Origin of the sequence: Methylomonas rosea (genome assembly GCF_024505055.1) — a bacterium.
Classification (GTDB): domain Bacteria; phylum Pseudomonadota; class Gammaproteobacteria; order Methylococcales; family Methylomonadaceae; genus Methylomonas; species Methylomonas rosea.
In genome coordinates this window covers 41,134-58,830 of sequence record NZ_JANIBL010000028.1, presented here as the reverse complement: position 1 = coordinate 58,830, position 17,697 = coordinate 41,134, and the positions used below count along the sequence as shown (strand labels likewise).

The window sequence follows — 17,697 nt, the reverse complement described above, 5'->3', positions numbered from 1 at the left end:
AGTTTGAGCTAAAAACTTTTGAAGTAGATGCACAAATAACGCATATCGGCTCTACAGGGGTAGGCGTTGTCACTGAACAGATTCCCGCCACTACGTTCAATGCGTTGAGAAAAATAGCAAGCGTTGGATCGCTAGCCTCAACTCATGACAATATAGATACTTCGCCGGACACTTTAAATCAAGAAAACTTTAAAAACATATTTAAACAATTTCTAATAGAAAGCTTACCTTTACTAATAGATAGGTTTTTTGACTCGCTTGGCGACTGTATGGATGCTGCGAATGCGCATTCCGAGTTTTTTTCCAGTCCGTCGGCTTTCGATGATTTGATTACTACTCTAAAGCTGAACAGAGAGATTATTAGTAGTGAATTTTGTTGTTCTGTTATATATCAGGTTGATTATATTTCTAGTGATAGCGAAAAAAGTCCGGACGCTTTATATCATGAATCTCTTTCGTTAATCGAAAAAGACGACTTTGAAGACTGGTTGAATATGGCGACCTCTATCAGGAAGCTTAAAAACTATTTTGACGACGAGCTTAGTTTATTAGTTAGAGAGTTATGCAGAGTGTTTGGGGTATTTGACAATACGGTCAATAACCCAATCGGCCCAGCGGTTTTATGCGACAGTTTTAGAGAAATATTCTTACAGCTGGAATTAGGGTGCAATATAAAAAAGGCAATTTATAATTGTTTCGAGAAAACCTTAATTATCGAACTACCGAATTTTTACAAACAAGCAGCCGCAACTTTAACAAAATTTGAATCGGCGCGGTTGGTAATGCCGGTTCATAGTAAGCAGAGCGGCCCGGCTTTTGATGCTAAAAATAGCGATAAAAATCAAGTATATTTCAATGATTATTTGGATGCGGAACCACTTGCCGATCACAAATCTATCCAACCTTTAACCCAAGTTACTGGAAAATTACTCAATCTTTTAAGCGAAACAATTAACGTACCCACCGATACCAGACGCGAGGAACACAGTCAGCCGCTTAGTCATCATCTACCGGTCTTTAACCCTGAGGAGGTTTTAGCCGCAATTGCTAAAATTCAAAAGGATATCGCGGCGAAATCCGGCCCTCATTTAGATACCAGTACACTCCAAAAAAGCCTTACCGATAAATTGCAGGCGGATAGTCCTGAAGCAAAATCATTGGCAGAAAACGACGTTCAGCGTCTTGAGTTATATGGCAAGTTTTTTGATGCCTTGTTCGGTGAGCTTGAGTTTTCTACAGATATTAAAGACTATTTGGAAAGTATTCATTTGCCTTTGTTGTCATTGCCCATGCAAGGTAATGATTTTCTGGACTCAGAAACGCATCCTGCCCGCAAAATACTTAATCAACTGGCTATTTTGGAACCTGCGATTAAAAGTAATCGGGTAATCAAAAATACTAATATAAAAAATACTGTAGAAAAAGCGATTGCGCGGATTTCCGCTGAGTCTATAAGCAATCCTAACGTCTTCGCAGAAGTCGAACATGAGCTGGATGACGTCGCAAAAAAATTGACCAAATCCAATGACACCAACATTAAGCGCATCATAGAGCCCTACGAAGGCCAACAAAAACTGGAGATGGCAAGGCTGACTATTCAGCAGGAAGTCGATAAGCGCATAGCCGGCCGCTCCGTACCATCGATCATTCCCACGCTCCTTGGGGCTGGATGGCAAGACCTGTTAGTGATTGCCGAGTTAAACAAGGAAGCTAATCCCGAAGAAAAAATCTCCTATCTCAAGGTTATTGACGATTTGCTATTTTGGCTTTACGAGCAAGATTCATTTCTTAATATGCAATCGGTCAGCATTCACACCACACTTAAATTTATCGAGGATAATTTAGGCGCGGTTTGTCCTAATTTATTCAAACGCGATAATGTTATTGAGGAGTTATTTGCTTTGCTGGTAGGCAGCGGGGTGCCAAAAGTCAGGAAACCGATGGACACCATCAGAATTCCGGCACCGAAATCCACGCAGGACATTATAGAATCTGAATGGGCGGTACAAGTTGCACAACTACAGGTAGGAGAATGGCTGATAATTTATAGAGGTTCGGAAGGTTTTGAACCTATGAAACTGGTCTGGATAGGGGATGTTTTACCGATTTGTGTTTTTGTTAACCGCGATGGACTAACTAAGTTAGAACTTAGTAAGAGCGAATTAGCATTACTTTTAGAAAATGGCGGGGCTAATAGAATAGAGAGCCTGGACGTGCCCTTAATGGATCGCGCGACCAATCAAATGTTGCAAAACATGCATAGCAAGCTGATTTATAACGCAACGCACGATGCGGAAACCGACTTACTTACCAAGGACGAGTTTATTAAACAGCTAAAAGTCGAGCTAGTTAAACTCGACAGCACAGGTCATATATTGTGTCATATAGAGGTATTGGATTTTCGGGTCATTACCAACGTTTGCGGTGTCGCGGGCGGAAAACAGTTCTTAAAAACTCTCACGCATTTAATCAGCGAGCAGTTGCGCGATTGCGATTTATTCGCGCGAATCGGCGATAAATCGTTTGCGGTGCTGTTAAAAGATTGCACTGCGCAAACCGCTTATGATTTAATCAAGAAACTGTTAAAAGTCATCAGCGAATCGCGATTTCAATGGCAAGAGAAAAGCTATACCATCGGTGTGAGCATCGGCTTGGTGCCGTTCGAACAGAATAATTTCGATGTTAACGAGTTGTTGCAAAACGCTGATGCCGCAAGTATGTCTGCGGAACGTTCCGGTCCGAATAACGTATTGCTTTTTACGAATGATGACGAGAATTTAAAGCGTCAAAATAAAATATACGAATGGATAGGCAATATTGACAAGGTGTTTTCCGAGAATAGGTTATTTTTGCGTTGCCAAATGATTACCGCCGTAGACGAAACCAGTGCCAGTCATCAACATTACGAAATTCTGCTCGGTATTAAGGACGAAAACGATAATATTATTCCGCCCGACCATTTCATACCGGCCGTGGAACGCTGTAAGCGCATGCCGGAAATAGATCAGTGGGTAATTACCAATGTACTGTTGTGGATTGAAAACAATAGACATTATTTCGATCATATCGATGGGTTTGCCATTAATCTATCCGGCCAATCTATCAACAGTGCAGAGTTTTTGGGGTTTCTTAAAGGTATTTTAGAGTCGACTAGTGTTCCGACTAATAAGCTGATTTTTGAAGTGACTGAAACGGTCGCTGCGGAAAGCTTCTATTTAACAAATAGTTTCATCAAAGCAATCAAGCAGTTTGATTGCAAATTTTCCTTGGATGATTTTGGGTCCGGTTATTCCTCATATTCTTATCTGAAGAATTTAAATATCGATTACCTGAAAATAGACGGGGCTTTTGTTAAAGATATTTTAAATAGTAAGGCCGATATAGCGATAGTGAAATCCATGAACGAAATCGCCCATTCCCTGGGTTTGGCAACCATTGCCGAATACGTCGAAAACGCTGAGATTAGAGCAGTTTTGAAAACCATAGGCGTCGATTTTGCGCAAGGTTACGGCGTACACAAACCCATGCCGCTCCGCGAGTTGGTCATCGAACCACCACCTAGCGCCCCGCTTTTTTCATTTGAAGACACCGAGTTCTGGGGATTTTGAAAGCAGGGTGTCCAAATACACCCAAATTACTGTTGCCACAAACAATTGCCGCTGACTTTGGCTATTTTCGCCAAGCGCTGTTGGTGGGCCTCCTCCTCTTCGCTACTACATGCAATGATTTTTAACGGCGGTCTGTCGGCCGACAGACGTACGATAGGCTGTTCGTTACCATTGCCGGTGTGATCACCTTCATCCAGCAAGGAAGCCTGTCCACCGGTCATTAATAAATAGACTTCGGCCAGGATCTCGGCGTCGAGTAAAGCGCCGTGTAACTCGCGGTGACTGTTGTCTATGCCATAGCGCTTACATAGAGCATCCAGACTGTTCCGGGCGCCGGGGTGTTTTTTCCGGGCGTAAGCCAAGGTATCGAATACGGTACTGTTCGTTTCGACGCGACGCGGCTCGCCGGCTAACAAAGCCAATTCGTGATTCAAGAAACCGACGTCGAACGGTGCGTTGTGAATAATCAGCTCCGCGCCGTGGGTAAAGCGCATAAAGTCTTCGACGACATTGGCGAAGCGGGGTTTATCCTTTAAAAATTCGTTGGTAATGCCATGCACTTCAATTGCGCCGGCATCGATTTCCCGATCCGGATTCAGGTACACGTGAAAATGGTTGCGGGTCAAACGCCGGTTAATCAGCTCCACACAGCCGATCTCTATAATCTTATGACCTTCCTTGGGATTGATGCCGGTGGTTTCGGTATCCAGCACTACTTGCCGAATTTGGCGGGGTTTTTGACTCATGGCTTTCTCTATCCGCAAAACGCTTTGAGCAGTTCGGTTTGTACTTGATAAACAGCTTGACCTTCGGCGCGCAAATGCCGGTATTGGCCGTCGCTTTGCAATTGCCAGGCTTGGGCGTTATCTCTAAGATACGCATCCAGGTCGTTAAGAATGCGTTCGGCAATCCGTTTGTCGGCGATAGGGAAACAGACTTCCACGCGGCGGAACATATTGCGGTTCATCAAATCGGCGCTGGACGCGTAAACCGCCCAGTCGCCGCCGTTGCAAAACGCATAGATGCGGGTGTGTTCCAGAAAGCGGCCGACGATGGAACGTACTTCGATATTCTCGGAAACTCCGGGTACGCCCGGCCGCAAACAGCAGACGCCGCGCACGATCATTTTAATTTCCACGCCGGCTTGCGATGCGCGGTACAGGGCTTGTATGGCCTGCTCCTCAACTACGGCATTGACCTTGATAACTATTTTTGCCGGCTTGCCTTTCTTGGCGTTTTCAATTTCCCTATCGATCATCTTCATGATGCCGTGATGCAGCGTAAACGGCGATTGCAGCAGTTTATTGAGCTTGCTTACCTTGCCCAAGCTGGTTAGTTGCATGAATACTCGCCGCACATCTTCGCCCAGTTCTTTTTCGCAGGTAAACAGACCGTAGTCGGTATAGAGACGGGCGGTTTTCGGGTGATAGTTACCGGTGCCCAAATGCACGTAATTGCGCAGCGTGGTGCCTTCCTTGCGCAAGACCATGCACATTTTGGCGTGGGTTTTGTATCCCACCACGCCGTATACCACATGGGCCGCCGCTTCCTGTAGTTTCGCGGCCAGACCGATATTGTCTTTTTCATCGAAGCGCGCTCGCAGTTCGATGACCACCGTGACTTCCTTGCCGGCGCGGGCGGCCTTGATCAACGCTGCAACGATAGGCGAGTCCACTCCGGTCCGATACAAGGTTTGTTTGATGGCCAGCACATCCGGATCGGCAGCAGCCTGACGAATGAAATCCACCACCGGCGAGAACGATTCGTAAGGATGGTGCAATAAAATATCCTGCTTACGGATACTGGCAAAAATGTCCTTATTGCGACCTAGCGCCGACGGCACGCTGGATTTGAACGGCGTAAACTTCAGATCGGGTCTTTCGACCATATTCAAGATGGTTTGGATACGGCTCAAATTGACAGGACCGTTAGCCAAAAATAAACGGTCGTGTTTTAAATCAAAACGCGCCAACAGGAAGTTGACGGTTTCTTCCGGGCAATTGCCGTCGATTTCCAGTCGCACTTCGTCGCCGTAATTGCGCATCGCCAGCTCGCCTTCCACGGCCAGCATCAAGTCGTCGATCGCATCGTCGTCGACAAAAAAGTCGCTGTTGCGTGTCACCCGGAATTGATAACAACCCTTCACCATCATGCCGTTGAACAATTCATTGACGAAAGCGTGAATGATGGAGGATAGAAATACAAAATCGTACGGCCCGCTATCGGTATCGGTAACCGGTAATTGCACGATACGCGGCAACGCGCGCGGTGCCTGTAAAATCGCCCGGCCGCTATTGCGCCCAAAAGCATCCTTGCCGGTCAGAGAGATGATGAAATTTAAACTTTTGTTCAGGATGCGCGGAAAGGGATGGGCGGAATCCAGTCCGACCGGGGTCAGAATCGGTAGTAATTCTTCGTTGAAATATTTTTCCAACCAGACTTTTTGCGCGGGGCTCCAGCGGTCACGGCGCAGGAAACGAATATTTTCGGTTTCCAGACAGGGGATCAGTACCTCATTAAGCACCCGATATTGCTCGGCGACCAGTTCGTGCGCTTTGATCGAGATTTTTTCGAACTGTTCGTTAATGGTTAAGCCGTCGGAACTGACCAGATTGGGGTCCATTTCCGCCATTTGTATCAAGCTGGCGACCCGTACTTCGTAGAACTCGTCCAGATTGGAACAAGAAATGCATAAATAATTCAGCCTTTCCAATAGGGGTAGCGTTTCGTCCAGGGCTTGAGCGAGCACCCGAAAGTTGAACTCCAGCAAGCTGTGCTCGCGGTTTATGTAAAGCTCGGGACTAGTTAGATCGATGGATTCCATGTCGGCTGCTGGTTGGATTGCGGTCAGTCGATTATAAATGAAATTTTTTGGCCTTGGGTTACAGCGGCGCTTGAGATGCGGAACTTGCTATAATCGCCGCCGTAACCTTAACCGGATGTTAAAGTCATGAACTTCCCAACCATAGAGTCTTTTGTCGGAAATACGCCATTAGTGCGATTGCAACGCTTGCCAGTCGCTGGCGGCAATACTATTTTGGTCAAGCTGGAAGGTAACAATCCGGCTGGTTCGGTTAAAGACCGGCCCGCCTTAAGTATGATTCAACACGCCGAAGCGCGCGGCGAGATCAAGCCCGGCGACCGCTTGATCGAAGCCACCAGCGGCAATACCGGCATTGCCCTGGCGATGGCGGCGGCAATAAAAGGCTACAAAATGACCTTGATCATGCCCGACAACATGAGTGCCGAGCGTATTGCATCGATGAAAGCCTATGGCGCGGAAATTATCCTAACGCCGGCGAAAGGCAGCATGGAAGGCGCTATCGATTTAGCTAGGGCCATGGAAGCGCGCGGCGAAGGCCGGATTCTGGATCAATTCGCCAACCCCGATAACCCATTGGCGCATTACGAAGGCACGGGGCCGGAAATCTGGCGCGACACCCAGGGCACGATTACCCATTTCGTCAGCTCCATGGGTACTACCGGTACCATCATGGGCACATCCCGGTATTTGAAAGAACAAAACCCCGCCATTCAAATTATTGGTGTACAACCGGAAGGCGACTCGAAAATCCCCGGCATCCGTCGATGGCCGAAGGAATATTTGCCCAAGATATACGAATCGGTGCGCGTGGATAGCATCATCGAAGTCAATCAACTGAATGCGGAAAACACCACCCGCGCCTTAGCGGCGGAAGAGGGCATCTTCGCCGGCGTATCGTCCGGCGGTGCCGTTTACGCGGCTTTGCAATTATCCCAACAAGTTGAAAACGCCTTGATCGTGGCCATAGTCTGTGATCGCGGTGACCGCTATTTATCCACTGGTATTTTTCCGACTTGACCGGCAAACCAGGTCAGGGGCGCAATTGCATTCCCTGACCGATTTATCATCGGGGCTAACCCGAATCGCAGTAACCCGAAGCAAATTTCATAATGGCCCACAAGAAAAAACTCCCGCTAGACCCCGTCACCGTTACCATAGAATCCCTCTCCCACGATGGCCGTGGCGTCAGCCATGTCAATGGTAAAGTCGTATTTATCGACGAAGCCTTGCCCGGCGAAACGCTGGAATTTGTCTACACCGACAGCCGTAAGGACTACGCAGAAGGTAAGGTAGTTAATTTGCTCAGCCGCTCCGAACATCGGGTTGAGCCGGCTTGTCCGCACTTCGGCAGTTGCGGCGGTTGCAGTTTTCAGCACGTCGATGACGCCGAACAGATCAACTTTAAAGAGGATTTACTTCGCGACCAGTTTCGCCGCATCGGCAAAGTTGAAATTCCGCAAATTTGGGAGGCCCTGACCGGCCCACACTGGGGTTATCGCAGCAAAGCCCGGATGGGCGTGAAATGGGTGGCGAAAAAGAATAGGGTCTTAGTGGGCTTTCGCGAGCGTCGCAATCCGTTTCTGGCTGAACTCGAAAGCTGTAAGGTGATGAATCCTATCGTCGGCGAAAAATTGATTGCACTGGGCGAGATGATTGCCGGTTTGACGGTGAAAGACAAAATCCCGCAAATCGAAGTCGCGATTGGCGACAACGAATGTGTGCTGGCGTTTCGGGTGCTGGAAGCGCCGGCCGACGCGGATAGGCAAAGAATGCGCGAATTCGCCCATCAGCACCAGGTCAGCATTTGTTTACAGCCCAAAGGTCCGGACACAATCGTCCCGCTGGACGGCGAGCCGGAAGTGATTCCGAGTTATGCCTTGGCTGAGCAGGGGGTTAAATTCAATTTTCGCCCGGCGATGTTTACCCAGGTCAATTACCAGATCAATCAAAAAATGGTGACGCGGGCCTTGGCTGCGCTGGAATTGACCAAGGACGACAGGGTACTGGATTTATTCTGCGGTTTGGGAAATTTTACCTTGCCGCTGGCAACGCAGGCCGGGCAAGTGGTAGGGGTGGAAGGCGACTTGCCATTGGTCAAGCACGCTCGCGAAAACGCCAAGTTAAATAATCTCGATAACGTCGAATTTCATGTCGCCGATTTGACCAAGGATCTGAAAGACCAACCCTGGTCCAAGCAAAAGTTTACCAAGGTGTTACTCGACCCCTCGCGGGCTGGCGCCTCGGAAGTGCTGCACAATTTGAAACATTGGCGGCCGGAACGCATCGTTTACGTATCCTGCAATCCGTCCACTTTGGCCCGTGATGCCGGGATATTGGTGAATGAGCTCGGTTACAAACTGGTCAAGGCTGGCGTGATGGATATGTTTCCGCAAACCGCGCATGTCGAATCGATAGCCTTGTTTGTGCAATGATCCGATATTCTGTAGAGGAGAATTCACTCGCCTCTGACAAGTTGTCCAAATCTGCGACTGAATTCGCCGCTACAGCTAGCTACATAGACATCTCCATTGCCGAGCAAGGCCTGCGTTTATTAGATAGCGGCGCGGTATTGGCCGACTTTCCGGTCTCAACCGCTAAAAACGGCCCCGGCGAAAAGAAAGGCAGTTACTGCACACCGACCGGTTGGCATAAAGTCCGCGCCAAAATCGGTGCCGGCCTGCCTATCAACAGCGTGCTGGCCGGCCGCCGGCCGACCGGCGAAATTTATACACCGGAATTGGCGCTGCAGTATCCGCAACGCGACTGGATTCTTAGTCGGATTCTCTGGCTGGGTGGCCTGGAACCGGGTAAAAACCGCTACGGCGATGTCGATTCCACATGGCGCTACATTTATATTCACGGCACGCCGGATGAACTGATGCAAGGCAAGCCGGAATCGCACGGTTGTGTGCGCATGCTAAATGCCGACCTGATTGCCTTATTCGAGCTGGTTACTGTGGGTTGCCGGGTATGGATTCATGAATAATCAGCAACCGATATGCCCCGCATTGTTTTAGGTATCGAATACGACGGCAGCTCTTATGCCGGTTGGCAATGGCAGGAAGGCAGAGCAACCTTACAAGGCGCGCTGGAAGCCGCATTGAGCAAAATCGCCAATCAACCGGTTACCGTGCTTTGCGCCGGTCGTACCGATGCCGGCGTGCATGCGCTAGAGCAAGTGGTGCATTTCGATTGCGATGTCGAGCGCGATATGCACGCCTGGCTGATGGGCGGGAACAGTCAATTGCCGGACGATATTCGGATTACCTGGGCGCAGCCGGCCCAGGGCGATTTTCATGCGCGTTACAGTGCTATAGCCAGGGCTTATCGGTATGTGATTTTGAATCGGCCGATGAAGTCGGCTTTGTTAAGAACTCAGGCGACTTGGTGCTACCAGACGCTCGACGAACAAGTCATGCATCTGGCCGCGCAAGCCCTGCTGGGCGAACACGATTTTTCCTCGTTTCGGGCCCAGAGCTGTCAGTCGGTCAGCCCCAACCGTTTGATGCATTTCATTGATGTTTATCGAGACGAGCAGCGGGTGATCATCGATCTGTGCGCTAACGCTTTTTTACACCATATGGTCAGAAATATCGCCGGGGTGTTGATGGAGATCGGCATGGGCCGAAGGCCTGTAGAGTGGACGAAGGAACTGCTGGTGGTTCAGGACCGCTCCCAAGCGGCGATGACTGCGCCACCGCATGGCTTGCATCTGGCTGCTGTGTATTATCCGGCGCATTACGGCATCGCCAAAAACGCCTTGTTCGACAAATTGCCGGCTGACGCAAGGCGCTATGACTAATCTTGTCTAAGCCCTTAACAGCCGGGCAAATCGAGATAGCAAACCGTCAAACAGGCATGAGCTTTTTGCCGGTAGGCCTAAGTCTGGTGTACAAGGTTTGCTGGATAATTCCACTGAACGCCAAGTAATTTAATTTCTGGCAATCAAACCCGTTAACAACTTTTCCAGTTCGATTTTTGCAAGTTTACCTGTCTGGTTACGCGGAATCTCGGTAACGAAATGAATTTTTCGCGGCAGAAATACCTCGTCCAGATAGGGCTGTAAGCTCAATTTAATAGCCTGACTGTTTAGCTTGCTGACCACGACAGCGGCCAAGCGACCATTTTCTTGGATGAAGCAGAAGCCATCTTCCACGCCGTCGATGTCTTTCAATCGGCGATTCAGTTCGGTTAAAGAGGCGCGCTTGCCGCCGATTTTCACCATATCCTGATCGCGGCCCAATACGGCAAAGCGACCGTCGGCTTCGATTTGCACGCTGTCTTGCAGCGGTACTGCATGCGGCAAATGCGCAGATTCCAGACAGGTCTGTCCTTTTTTATCTTGAGTCAAGCAGCAGCCTGAGTAAGGTCGCCACAGGTTTTCCCGCAACGTCTCGCGACTGGCAAACGACAGGGTTTCGGTGCTGCCATAGATTTCGCGCGGCGATTGCCCTAAAATTGCCGCGGTCTCGCCGGCCAGCTTTTCGGATAAAGTGTCGGTGGCGGAAATGATGCCAGTCAGGTTGTCCCAAGAGGCTTCGGCTTTGATCAAGGAACGCAAATGGGTGGGCGTGGAAGCCAGTAGCGTGGGCCACTGCGCGGATTTAATTGTTTGGCGGATGTCTTCGGCGAAGAACGGCCGGCCGTCGTGTAGCACCAGTTGGGAAAACAGCGGCCAAAATACCGAAGTTTCCAGGCCGTACATGTGTTGCGGCGGGGTGGTGGACAGCATCAATACTTGCTGTTCGGCTAATCCCAGACTGCTTACCGCCATCTCGGCGGATGTTTTAAAGGTATTTAGGCTATGAGGGCAGGGCTTTGGCTTGCCGGTGCTGCCGGAGGTGAAGGCGATCACGGCGGTGCACCGCCAGTCGAAATGGGGCGGCGATGCCGTGATTTCAGAATTTGGCGCGATGACTTCGAACCAATCCAAACCCGTTTGCTGCGGAGCGTGTTCTCTGGCGATATAAGCGCCGGGATAGTCTTGGAGAATTTCCAATATCACAGCCATTTGGCCGGCCGGCGGCAACAGGCAGATTTGACCGCGCGCTGCCGCCGCCAACAGGCAAATACAAAACAGATAGCGGTTTTCGCATAAATTGAACAGATAAGGCCGGTCGGGCAATTGTGCTGCAAGAGCTGTCACATCGGCCCATAGATTGCCCCTGCTGACTATCTGGCCATTGTGGAGTGCAAACGGGGTTGTGTGGCTGGAATCGATTGCTGTCTGTGGGGCGCGAGATTTGTGGGTTTCCTGCATTGAATGGGATTTTTTTGGGGCAATACCGCTAAGTTAACTCCCTAACTAGTTAGAGGTAGTCGTAAAAGCTCCCTCTCCTGCTGGAGAGGGTAGGGGTGAGGAGAATTGAACAAGGCGATTACCTTATTTTGATTCCCGCATCCTAACCTTCTCATTTATACCCTTGGGTACCGAGGGAGAAGGAATACTCCAAATTTAACTTAACGGCATTGCCGCTGTTACTGAATTTTGCTGGACATATTTTAACCGGATAACGAGGGTTGGTAAGTAAATGGATGCGGATGTATTGATTATCGGGGCCGGCCCCTCGGGCAGCGTGGCGGCGAAAATGCTGAAACAACGCGGTCACCATGTGGTGATTCTGGAAAAAGAACAGTTCCCGCGCTTTTCGATAGGCGAAAGCCTGCTGCCCCAGTGCATGGCGTTTATGGAAGCGGCCGACATGTTGCCGGCGGTGACGGCGGAAGGTTTTCAGTTCAAAAACGGCGCGGCGTTTTCCAGAGCCGGCAAGCTGACCGAGTTCGATTTTACTCAGAAATTTAGCCCAGGCTGGGGCACCACTTTTCAAGTGCCGCGAGCGCATTTTGATAAGGTTTTGGCCGACAGCGCCGAAGCTGCCGGTGTGCCTATCCATTATCAACAAACTATCCTGGCAGCGGATTTTAGTAATCCAGGCCAAGCCCGCATGACCAGCGTCGATGCTAATGGTGTACGCAAAGAATGGTCAGCGGCGATGGTGTTGGACGCCAGTGGTTTTGGCCGGGTATTGCCGCGCTTATTGGATCTGGAAACGCCTTCTTCCTTGTCGCCGCGCCGGGCGCTGTTCACTCATATCGAAGATCGGATTACCGTATCCGATTACGACCGCAATAAAATTCTGATCGCGATACATCCCAAATTTCACGAGATTTGGTATTGGCTAATTCCGTTCAGCAACGGCAGATGTTCGCTGGGCGTGGTGACGCCGGCCGGTTTTCTGGACGAACGCGAGGGTGAGCCGTTGGAAGTGTTAAAGGAAATTGCGTTCGAAGAACCTCGGCTCGCTGAACTGTTGGCCGACGCCTGCTTCGATACGCCGGCTAACACCATCGGCGGCTATTCGGCCAACGTCAAGCAACTGTATGGCCAGGGCTTTGCCTTACTCGGCAACGCCGGCGAATTTCTGGATCCGGTGTTTTCGTCGGGTGTGACTATCGCTATGAAATCCGCTGCGCTGGTTGTACCCTTGGTTGACCGGCAATTACGCGGCGAGTCGGTGAACTGGTCTGTGGAATACGAGCAGGCTTTGCGCAAGGGTATAGAGGTATTTCGGGCCTATGTGGAGGCCTGGTACGATGGCCGTTTCCAACAAATCATCTTCGAAGAAAATCAGTTGGCCAGCGTCAAAGCCATGATTTGTTCCATCCTGGCCGGCTATGCCTGGGATGAAGAAAACCCCATGACGCAGCGCTCCGCCAACAAAATCGAGGCCATCTTGGCAACGTATCAAACTGCCTGAGCGGTGTAGTTTTTGTATTTACACGATCTAGGCATGGTCTGCGCGCTGGGCGACAGCAAGGCGAATATTTTAGCCGGCTGGCTTGCCGGCAACGCTGCTCGGCCGGTGCCGCCAGATTGGCTGGATTCGGCAATTCCCGCATTCGGTGTGCTAACCCAGCTACCGGCCATTCCGACTAGCCTTAAACAATACGATTGCCGCAATAACCGTTTGCTGCTATCAGTGCTGGATCAAATCCACTCCTCGGTCAGTAAAGCCATGGCCCGTTACGGTGCGGAACGGGTCGGCATAGTAGTCGGCACCAGCACTTCCGGGATTGCCGAAGGTGAAGCCGCAGTGCAGGCGTTGCAGGCAATCGGGCGTATGCCAACCCACTATCACTACAAGCAGCAGGAACTGGGTGGTGCGGCGGAGTTTTTGGCAGCTTACCTGGATATTCGTGGTCCGGCCTACACCGTGTCCACGACCTGTTCATCCAGCGCCAATGCCTTGGCCTCGGCGCGCCGCCTGATACGTTTGGGTGTCTGCGATGCGGTGGTGGTAGGCGGTGCTGACAGTTTATGCCGCACCACGCTGGAAGGCTTTTTTGCGTTGGGTGCCCTCAGCAAAACCACTTGCAATCCGTTCAGTAAAAATCGCGACGGCACCGTGATAGGAGAAGGTGCGGCTTTATTTCTGATGACCCGCGACCCTGGCGAAATCGCCTTGCTGGGTGTCGGCGCCAGTGCCGATGCCTATCATATTTCCGCGCCGCGCCCAGACGGTAGCTGTGCATATCTGGCGATGCAAGCGGCGCTGGACGATGCGCGCCTAAAGCCTGAGCAAATTGATTACATCAACCTGCACGGTACCGCAACCTGGCAAAACGATGCGATGGAAAATCGGGCGGTCGGGCAGTTGTTCGGTAGCGATACATTTTGCAGTTCCAGTAAACCGTCTACCGGCCATTGCTTGGGGGCGGCCGGCGCGCTCGAAGCAGGTTTGTGCTGGGTGCTACTGTCTGATTTACATCAAGAAAGTCGTTTGCCGCCCCATTTGTGGGATGGCGAGCCTGATCCCGACATGGTGCGGCTGCATTTGGTCGGGCTGGAAAACCAATCGCTAAAGCCGCTACAATACTGCCTCAGCAACTCTTTTTCATTCGGCGGAAACAATGTGTCCTTGCTCATTGGACATCCCTGACAGTCCTGCGGCTTTTCCTTACCCCATCGAAACGCTAGTACCTCAATCCGGGCGTATGGTGCTGCTGGACCGGGTGCTGGAAGTGGGTGACGACCATATTGTGGCCGAACTGAAAGTCCGCGACGACGGTCTGTTTTCCAGTGCCGACCAACATGTACCCGCCTGGGTAGGGTTGGAATACATGGCTCAGGCCATTGCCGCCTACTCCGGTTACCACCGCAAGTGCCGAGGCGAGGCGATAGGATTGGGGTTTTTATTGGGTACTCGTTACTTTGAGTGTTCGGTCGGTAGTTTCCCTTGCGGCGCAACGTTAACCGTGAGGGCGGAAAAGATCATCGAAGCGGCGAACGATATGTCGGTGTTCGACTGCACGATAGCAGGGAAACATATCCAGGCCAGCTCGAAGTTAAATGTGTTGCTGCCGCAAGATTCGCAAAAATTTCTCGCCGGAAAAGGAATATGAGCCAACCAACCATCCTGGTGACGGGATCCAGCCGAGGCATCGGCAAAGCGATTGCCTTGCGCCTTGCTCGCGAAGGCTACGATATTGTCGTCCATTGCCGCAGCCGGCTGGATGAAGCAAGGCAAGTACAAGACCAAATTATCGAGATGGGCCGCCAAGCTCGCGTGTTGAGTTTTGACTTAGCCGACCGCAGCGCTGCTAAAGACAGTTTGGAAGCCGACATCCTCGCCAACGGCGCCTATTACGGTGTGGTCTGTAATGCCGGGTTATCACGAGACAATGCCTTTCCGGCGCTGAGTGGCGAAGATTGGGATCAAGTGCTGCGCTGTAATCTGGATGGTTTTTACAACGTGCTCTATCCGCTAGTCATGCCTATGATACAACGGCGTAAGCCTGGGCGCATCGTTACCCTGTCGTCGGTTTCCGGTTTGGTTGGTAACCGTGGTCAAGTCAATTACAGCGCGGCCAAGGCCGGTATTATCGGTGCGACTAAAGCCCTGGCGGTTGAATTGGCAAAACGCAAAATCACCGTCAACTGCGTGGCCCCAGGCTTAATCGAGACTGAGATGCTGGAAGGCTTACCCCTTGAAGAAGCTCTTGCAGCTGTACCCGCAAAACGCTTGGGTACGCCGGAAGAAGTTGCCGCGTTGGTGGCGTTTTTAATGTCCGAAGATGCCGGCTACATTACTCGCCAAGTGATTTCCGTGAATGGAGGTTTGTGTTGACTCGGCGCGTCGTTGTCACCGGCATGGCCGGCTTTTCACCCATCGGCAACGATTGGCAAGAAATACGCGGCAGACTTTCGGCAAAGCAGTCCGGCATCCGTTACATTCCGGAATGGGAAATTTATAACGGTTTACTGACCCGCCTGGCCGGTCCTGTGGAAAACTTTACGCTGCCGGCGCATTACACCCGCAAAAACACCCGCAGCATGGGTCGGGTTTCTTTATTGGCGACTCGTGCCACCGAGCTTGCCATGATCGATGCCGGTTTGCTGGGCGATCCGGTGATCAGTAGCGGCCGCACCGGCGTGGCCTACGGCTCGTCGGTAGGATCGACGCCGGCTATCGCCGACTTCGGCAGAATGCTGATCAATCACGACATCGGCAATCTGAATGCCACCACTTATTTGAAGATGATGGGCCATACCACCTGCGCCAACGTCGCCTTGTTTTTCCAGGTGCGCGGCAGAGTCATTCCTTCCGTCAGCGCTTGTACCTCGGGTAGCCAGGGCATAGGTTACGCCTATGAGGCTATCAAATACGGTTTACAGGATGTGATGCTGGCCGGCGGCGCGGAGGAGCTTTGTCCCACCGAAGCCGCGTTGTTCGATGCACTGTATGCCACTAGTACCCGCAACGCTGAGCCTGAGCTAACTCCCCGGCCTTTCGACCGCGACCGCGACGGTTTGGTGATAGGCGAGGGTGCTTGCACCTTGGTCTTGGAGGACCTGGATCGTGCTTTAAAACGCGGCGCGCGAATCTACGCCGAGGTTGCCGGGTTTGCCACCAATGCCGACGGCGTGCATGCTACGCAACCCAACGCCGACACCATGCAAGTTGTGATGCGGTTGGCTTTGCAGGATGCGCAGCTAGAACCCGATCAAATTGCTTACATCAGCGCGCACGGTACCGCCACCGAACAGGGCGACATTGCCGAAAGTCAGGCTACCGCCGCAGTGTTCGGCGGCAATACGCCGATTAGCAGTCTGAAAAGTTTCACCGGTCATACCTTGGGCGCATGCGGGGCCTTGGAGGCTATGGTGGCGATTCAGATGATGCGCGACGGTTGGTTTCATCCCAACTTGAATCTGGATAACCCCGATCCGCGTTGCGCGGAGCTGGATTATCTGGCCGGCGACGGCCGCAACATCGATGCAGACTACATCGTCAGCAATAATTTTGCATTCGGCGGTATCAACACGTCCTTGGTTTTCCAGCGCTGGGATAGCTAAATTGACCGACAGCATGGACGCGACGGGTTTGGAACGTAGCTTGGTTTTCACGCTGAAGCACTGGTGTTTTTGGCAGTCGGCGCCGTATCCTAATCTCAATAACTGGCCGGATGGAGAAATATTGCCGTATAACCAGGGTAATGCCGACGTGGGATTTTTACCGGCAATGCAAAGACGTAGATTGTCGCCTTTAGCCAGAGCCGCCTGCGCTGTCGCCTGGCGCTGCCGCAACGAAAACGGCGACATGCCCTCGGTATTTTTCTCGAACCATGGCGAAAGCCAGTATTATTTCGAGATGCTGGAAGATTTGGCAGCGGGCGAACATGTTTCGCCTAGCCGCTTCAGCCAATGTGTGCATAATGCCATAGCCGGCTTGTCCAGTTTCCATAGCTCAAGTTATCTGCCTTATGTGGCTTTGGCCGGGGGCTCGGAAGGGCCGTATTCAGTCTTTTTGGAAGCTGGCGGCATGCTGTTGGATGTGCCTCAGGTTTTAGTGGTCTGGTATGAACAGCCTTTGCCGGAAGTTTACCGATCCTATCTGCCCGGCAGCCAAACCACCTGGGCTTTGGCGATGACGCTAGCGAGGCCTGGTGGAGCGGGGCGGCAGTTGCGACTGACACGCGAGCCGGCGAATGGCCCGGGATTGCCGGAAAATGGGTTGCCGAATTTAGTTCAAGCAGTCGTAACCGGCCAGCAAAGCGGATCTTGTCGGCTAGATAGGGCTATCTGGTATTGGCGTTTGGACAATGTTTCGTGATTTCGATTGCTAGCAGCGTAAGCGATCTGCCGTAACCCAGGGTATAATCCTTGCTTGGCGTAGTAATTTATCGCGCGGTTGGCAGAGATACTTTGGCGCTTGGAGTGGTGCCAAAGAAAATACAATATCAAACCGATACCCGCTTAATCGA

At 51.3% G+C, this 17,697-nt stretch carries 14 protein-coding genes; 11 read left to right on the top strand and 3 right to left on the bottom strand.

What is annotated here, in order from left to right; translation table 11 throughout:
* A partial coding sequence (locus NP589_RS10565; protein WP_256606945.1) for a DUF1631 family protein occupies positions 1–3,608 on the top strand: 3,608 nt, incomplete at its 5' end.
* A 26-nt stretch (positions 3,609–3,634) separates the two neighbouring features.
* Here the strand turns inward: NP589_RS10565 and dnaQ are convergent.
* Positions 3,635–4,354 (bottom strand): DNA polymerase III subunit epsilon, encoded by a 720-nt coding sequence (gene dnaQ, locus NP589_RS10560; RefSeq protein WP_256606944.1) that lies wholly within the window; start codon positions 4,352–4,354, stop codon positions 3,635–3,637.
* A gap of 8 nt (positions 4,355–4,362) precedes the next feature.
* Positions 4,363–6,432: a polyphosphate kinase 1 gene (gene ppk1, locus NP589_RS10555; protein WP_256606943.1), complete on the bottom strand. Its 2,070-nt coding sequence runs from the start codon at positions 6,430–6,432 to the stop codon at positions 4,363–4,365.
* A 126-nt stretch (positions 6,433–6,558) separates the two neighbouring features.
* On the opposite strand from ppk1, the gene cysM reads away from it, so the two are divergent.
* The 4 genes from cysM (at position 6,559) to truA (ending at position 10,234) form a co-directional block, all read left to right on the top strand.
* Positions 6,559–7,449: a cysteine synthase CysM gene (gene cysM, locus NP589_RS10550; protein ID WP_256606942.1), complete on the top strand. Its 891-nt coding sequence runs from the start codon at positions 6,559–6,561 to the stop codon at positions 7,447–7,449.
* 92 nt (positions 7,450–7,541) lie between these two features.
* The gene (gene rlmD / locus NP589_RS10545; protein WP_256606941.1) at positions 7,542–8,864 is read left to right on the top strand and encodes a 23S rRNA (uracil(1939)-C(5))-methyltransferase RlmD; all 1,323 of its coding nucleotides are present in this window, start codon (positions 7,542–7,544) and stop codon (positions 8,862–8,864) included.
* Positions 8,865–8,905: 41 nt separating this feature from the next.
* Positions 8,906–9,418: a L,D-transpeptidase gene (locus NP589_RS10540; protein WP_256606940.1), complete on the top strand. Its 513-nt coding sequence runs from the start codon at positions 8,906–8,908 to the stop codon at positions 9,416–9,418.
* A 12-nt stretch (positions 9,419–9,430) separates the two neighbouring features.
* A complete protein-coding gene (gene truA, locus NP589_RS10535) occupies positions 9,431–10,234 on the top strand; it encodes a tRNA pseudouridine(38-40) synthase TruA (protein WP_256606939.1) in 804 nt (267 codons plus the stop codon).
* A gap of 129 nt (positions 10,235–10,363) precedes the next feature.
* Here the strand turns inward: truA and NP589_RS10530 are convergent, their stop codons facing one another.
* Complete coding sequence (locus tag NP589_RS10530; RefSeq protein WP_256606938.1) at positions 10,364–11,578, bottom strand: AMP-binding protein; 1,215 nt, start codon at positions 11,576–11,578, stop codon at positions 10,364–10,366.
* A gap of 385 nt (positions 11,579–11,963) precedes the next feature.
* On the opposite strand from NP589_RS10530, the gene NP589_RS10525 reads away from it, so the two are divergent.
* The 6 genes from NP589_RS10525 to NP589_RS10500 are packed head-to-tail and all read left to right on the top strand — an operon-like array spanning position 11,964 to position 17,546.
* On the top strand, positions 11,964–13,190 hold the full coding sequence (locus NP589_RS10525; protein WP_256606937.1) for an NAD(P)/FAD-dependent oxidoreductase: 1,227 nt from the start codon (positions 11,964–11,966) through the stop codon (positions 13,188–13,190).
* A gap of 12 nt (positions 13,191–13,202) precedes the next feature.
* Positions 13,203–14,372: a beta-ketoacyl-ACP synthase gene (locus tag NP589_RS10520; RefSeq protein ID WP_256606936.1), complete on the top strand. Its 1,170-nt coding sequence runs from the start codon at positions 13,203–13,205 to the stop codon at positions 14,370–14,372.
* Positions 14,344–14,835 (top strand): hotdog family protein, encoded by a 492-nt coding sequence (locus tag NP589_RS10515; RefSeq protein WP_256606935.1) that lies wholly within the window; start codon positions 14,344–14,346, stop codon positions 14,833–14,835. Before NP589_RS10520 ends, NP589_RS10515 begins: the two co-directional genes overlap by 29 nt.
* The gene (gene fabG, locus NP589_RS10510; protein WP_256606934.1) at positions 14,832–15,560 is read left to right on the top strand and encodes a 3-oxoacyl-ACP reductase FabG; all 729 of its coding nucleotides are present in this window, start codon (positions 14,832–14,834) and stop codon (positions 15,558–15,560) included. Before NP589_RS10515 ends, fabG begins: the two co-directional genes overlap by 4 nt.
* Entirely contained in the window at positions 15,554–16,789 is a 1,236-nt protein-coding gene (locus NP589_RS10505) for a beta-ketoacyl-ACP synthase (RefSeq protein ID WP_371929664.1), read from the top strand. The genes fabG and NP589_RS10505 overlap by 7 nt, the downstream gene beginning before the upstream one ends.
* Position 16,790: 1 nt before the next feature.
* On the top strand, positions 16,791–17,546 hold the full coding sequence (locus NP589_RS10500) for a beta-ketoacyl synthase chain length factor (RefSeq protein WP_256606932.1): 756 nt from the start codon (positions 16,791–16,793) through the stop codon (positions 17,544–17,546).
* Positions 17,547–17,697: the final 151 nt, after the last annotated feature.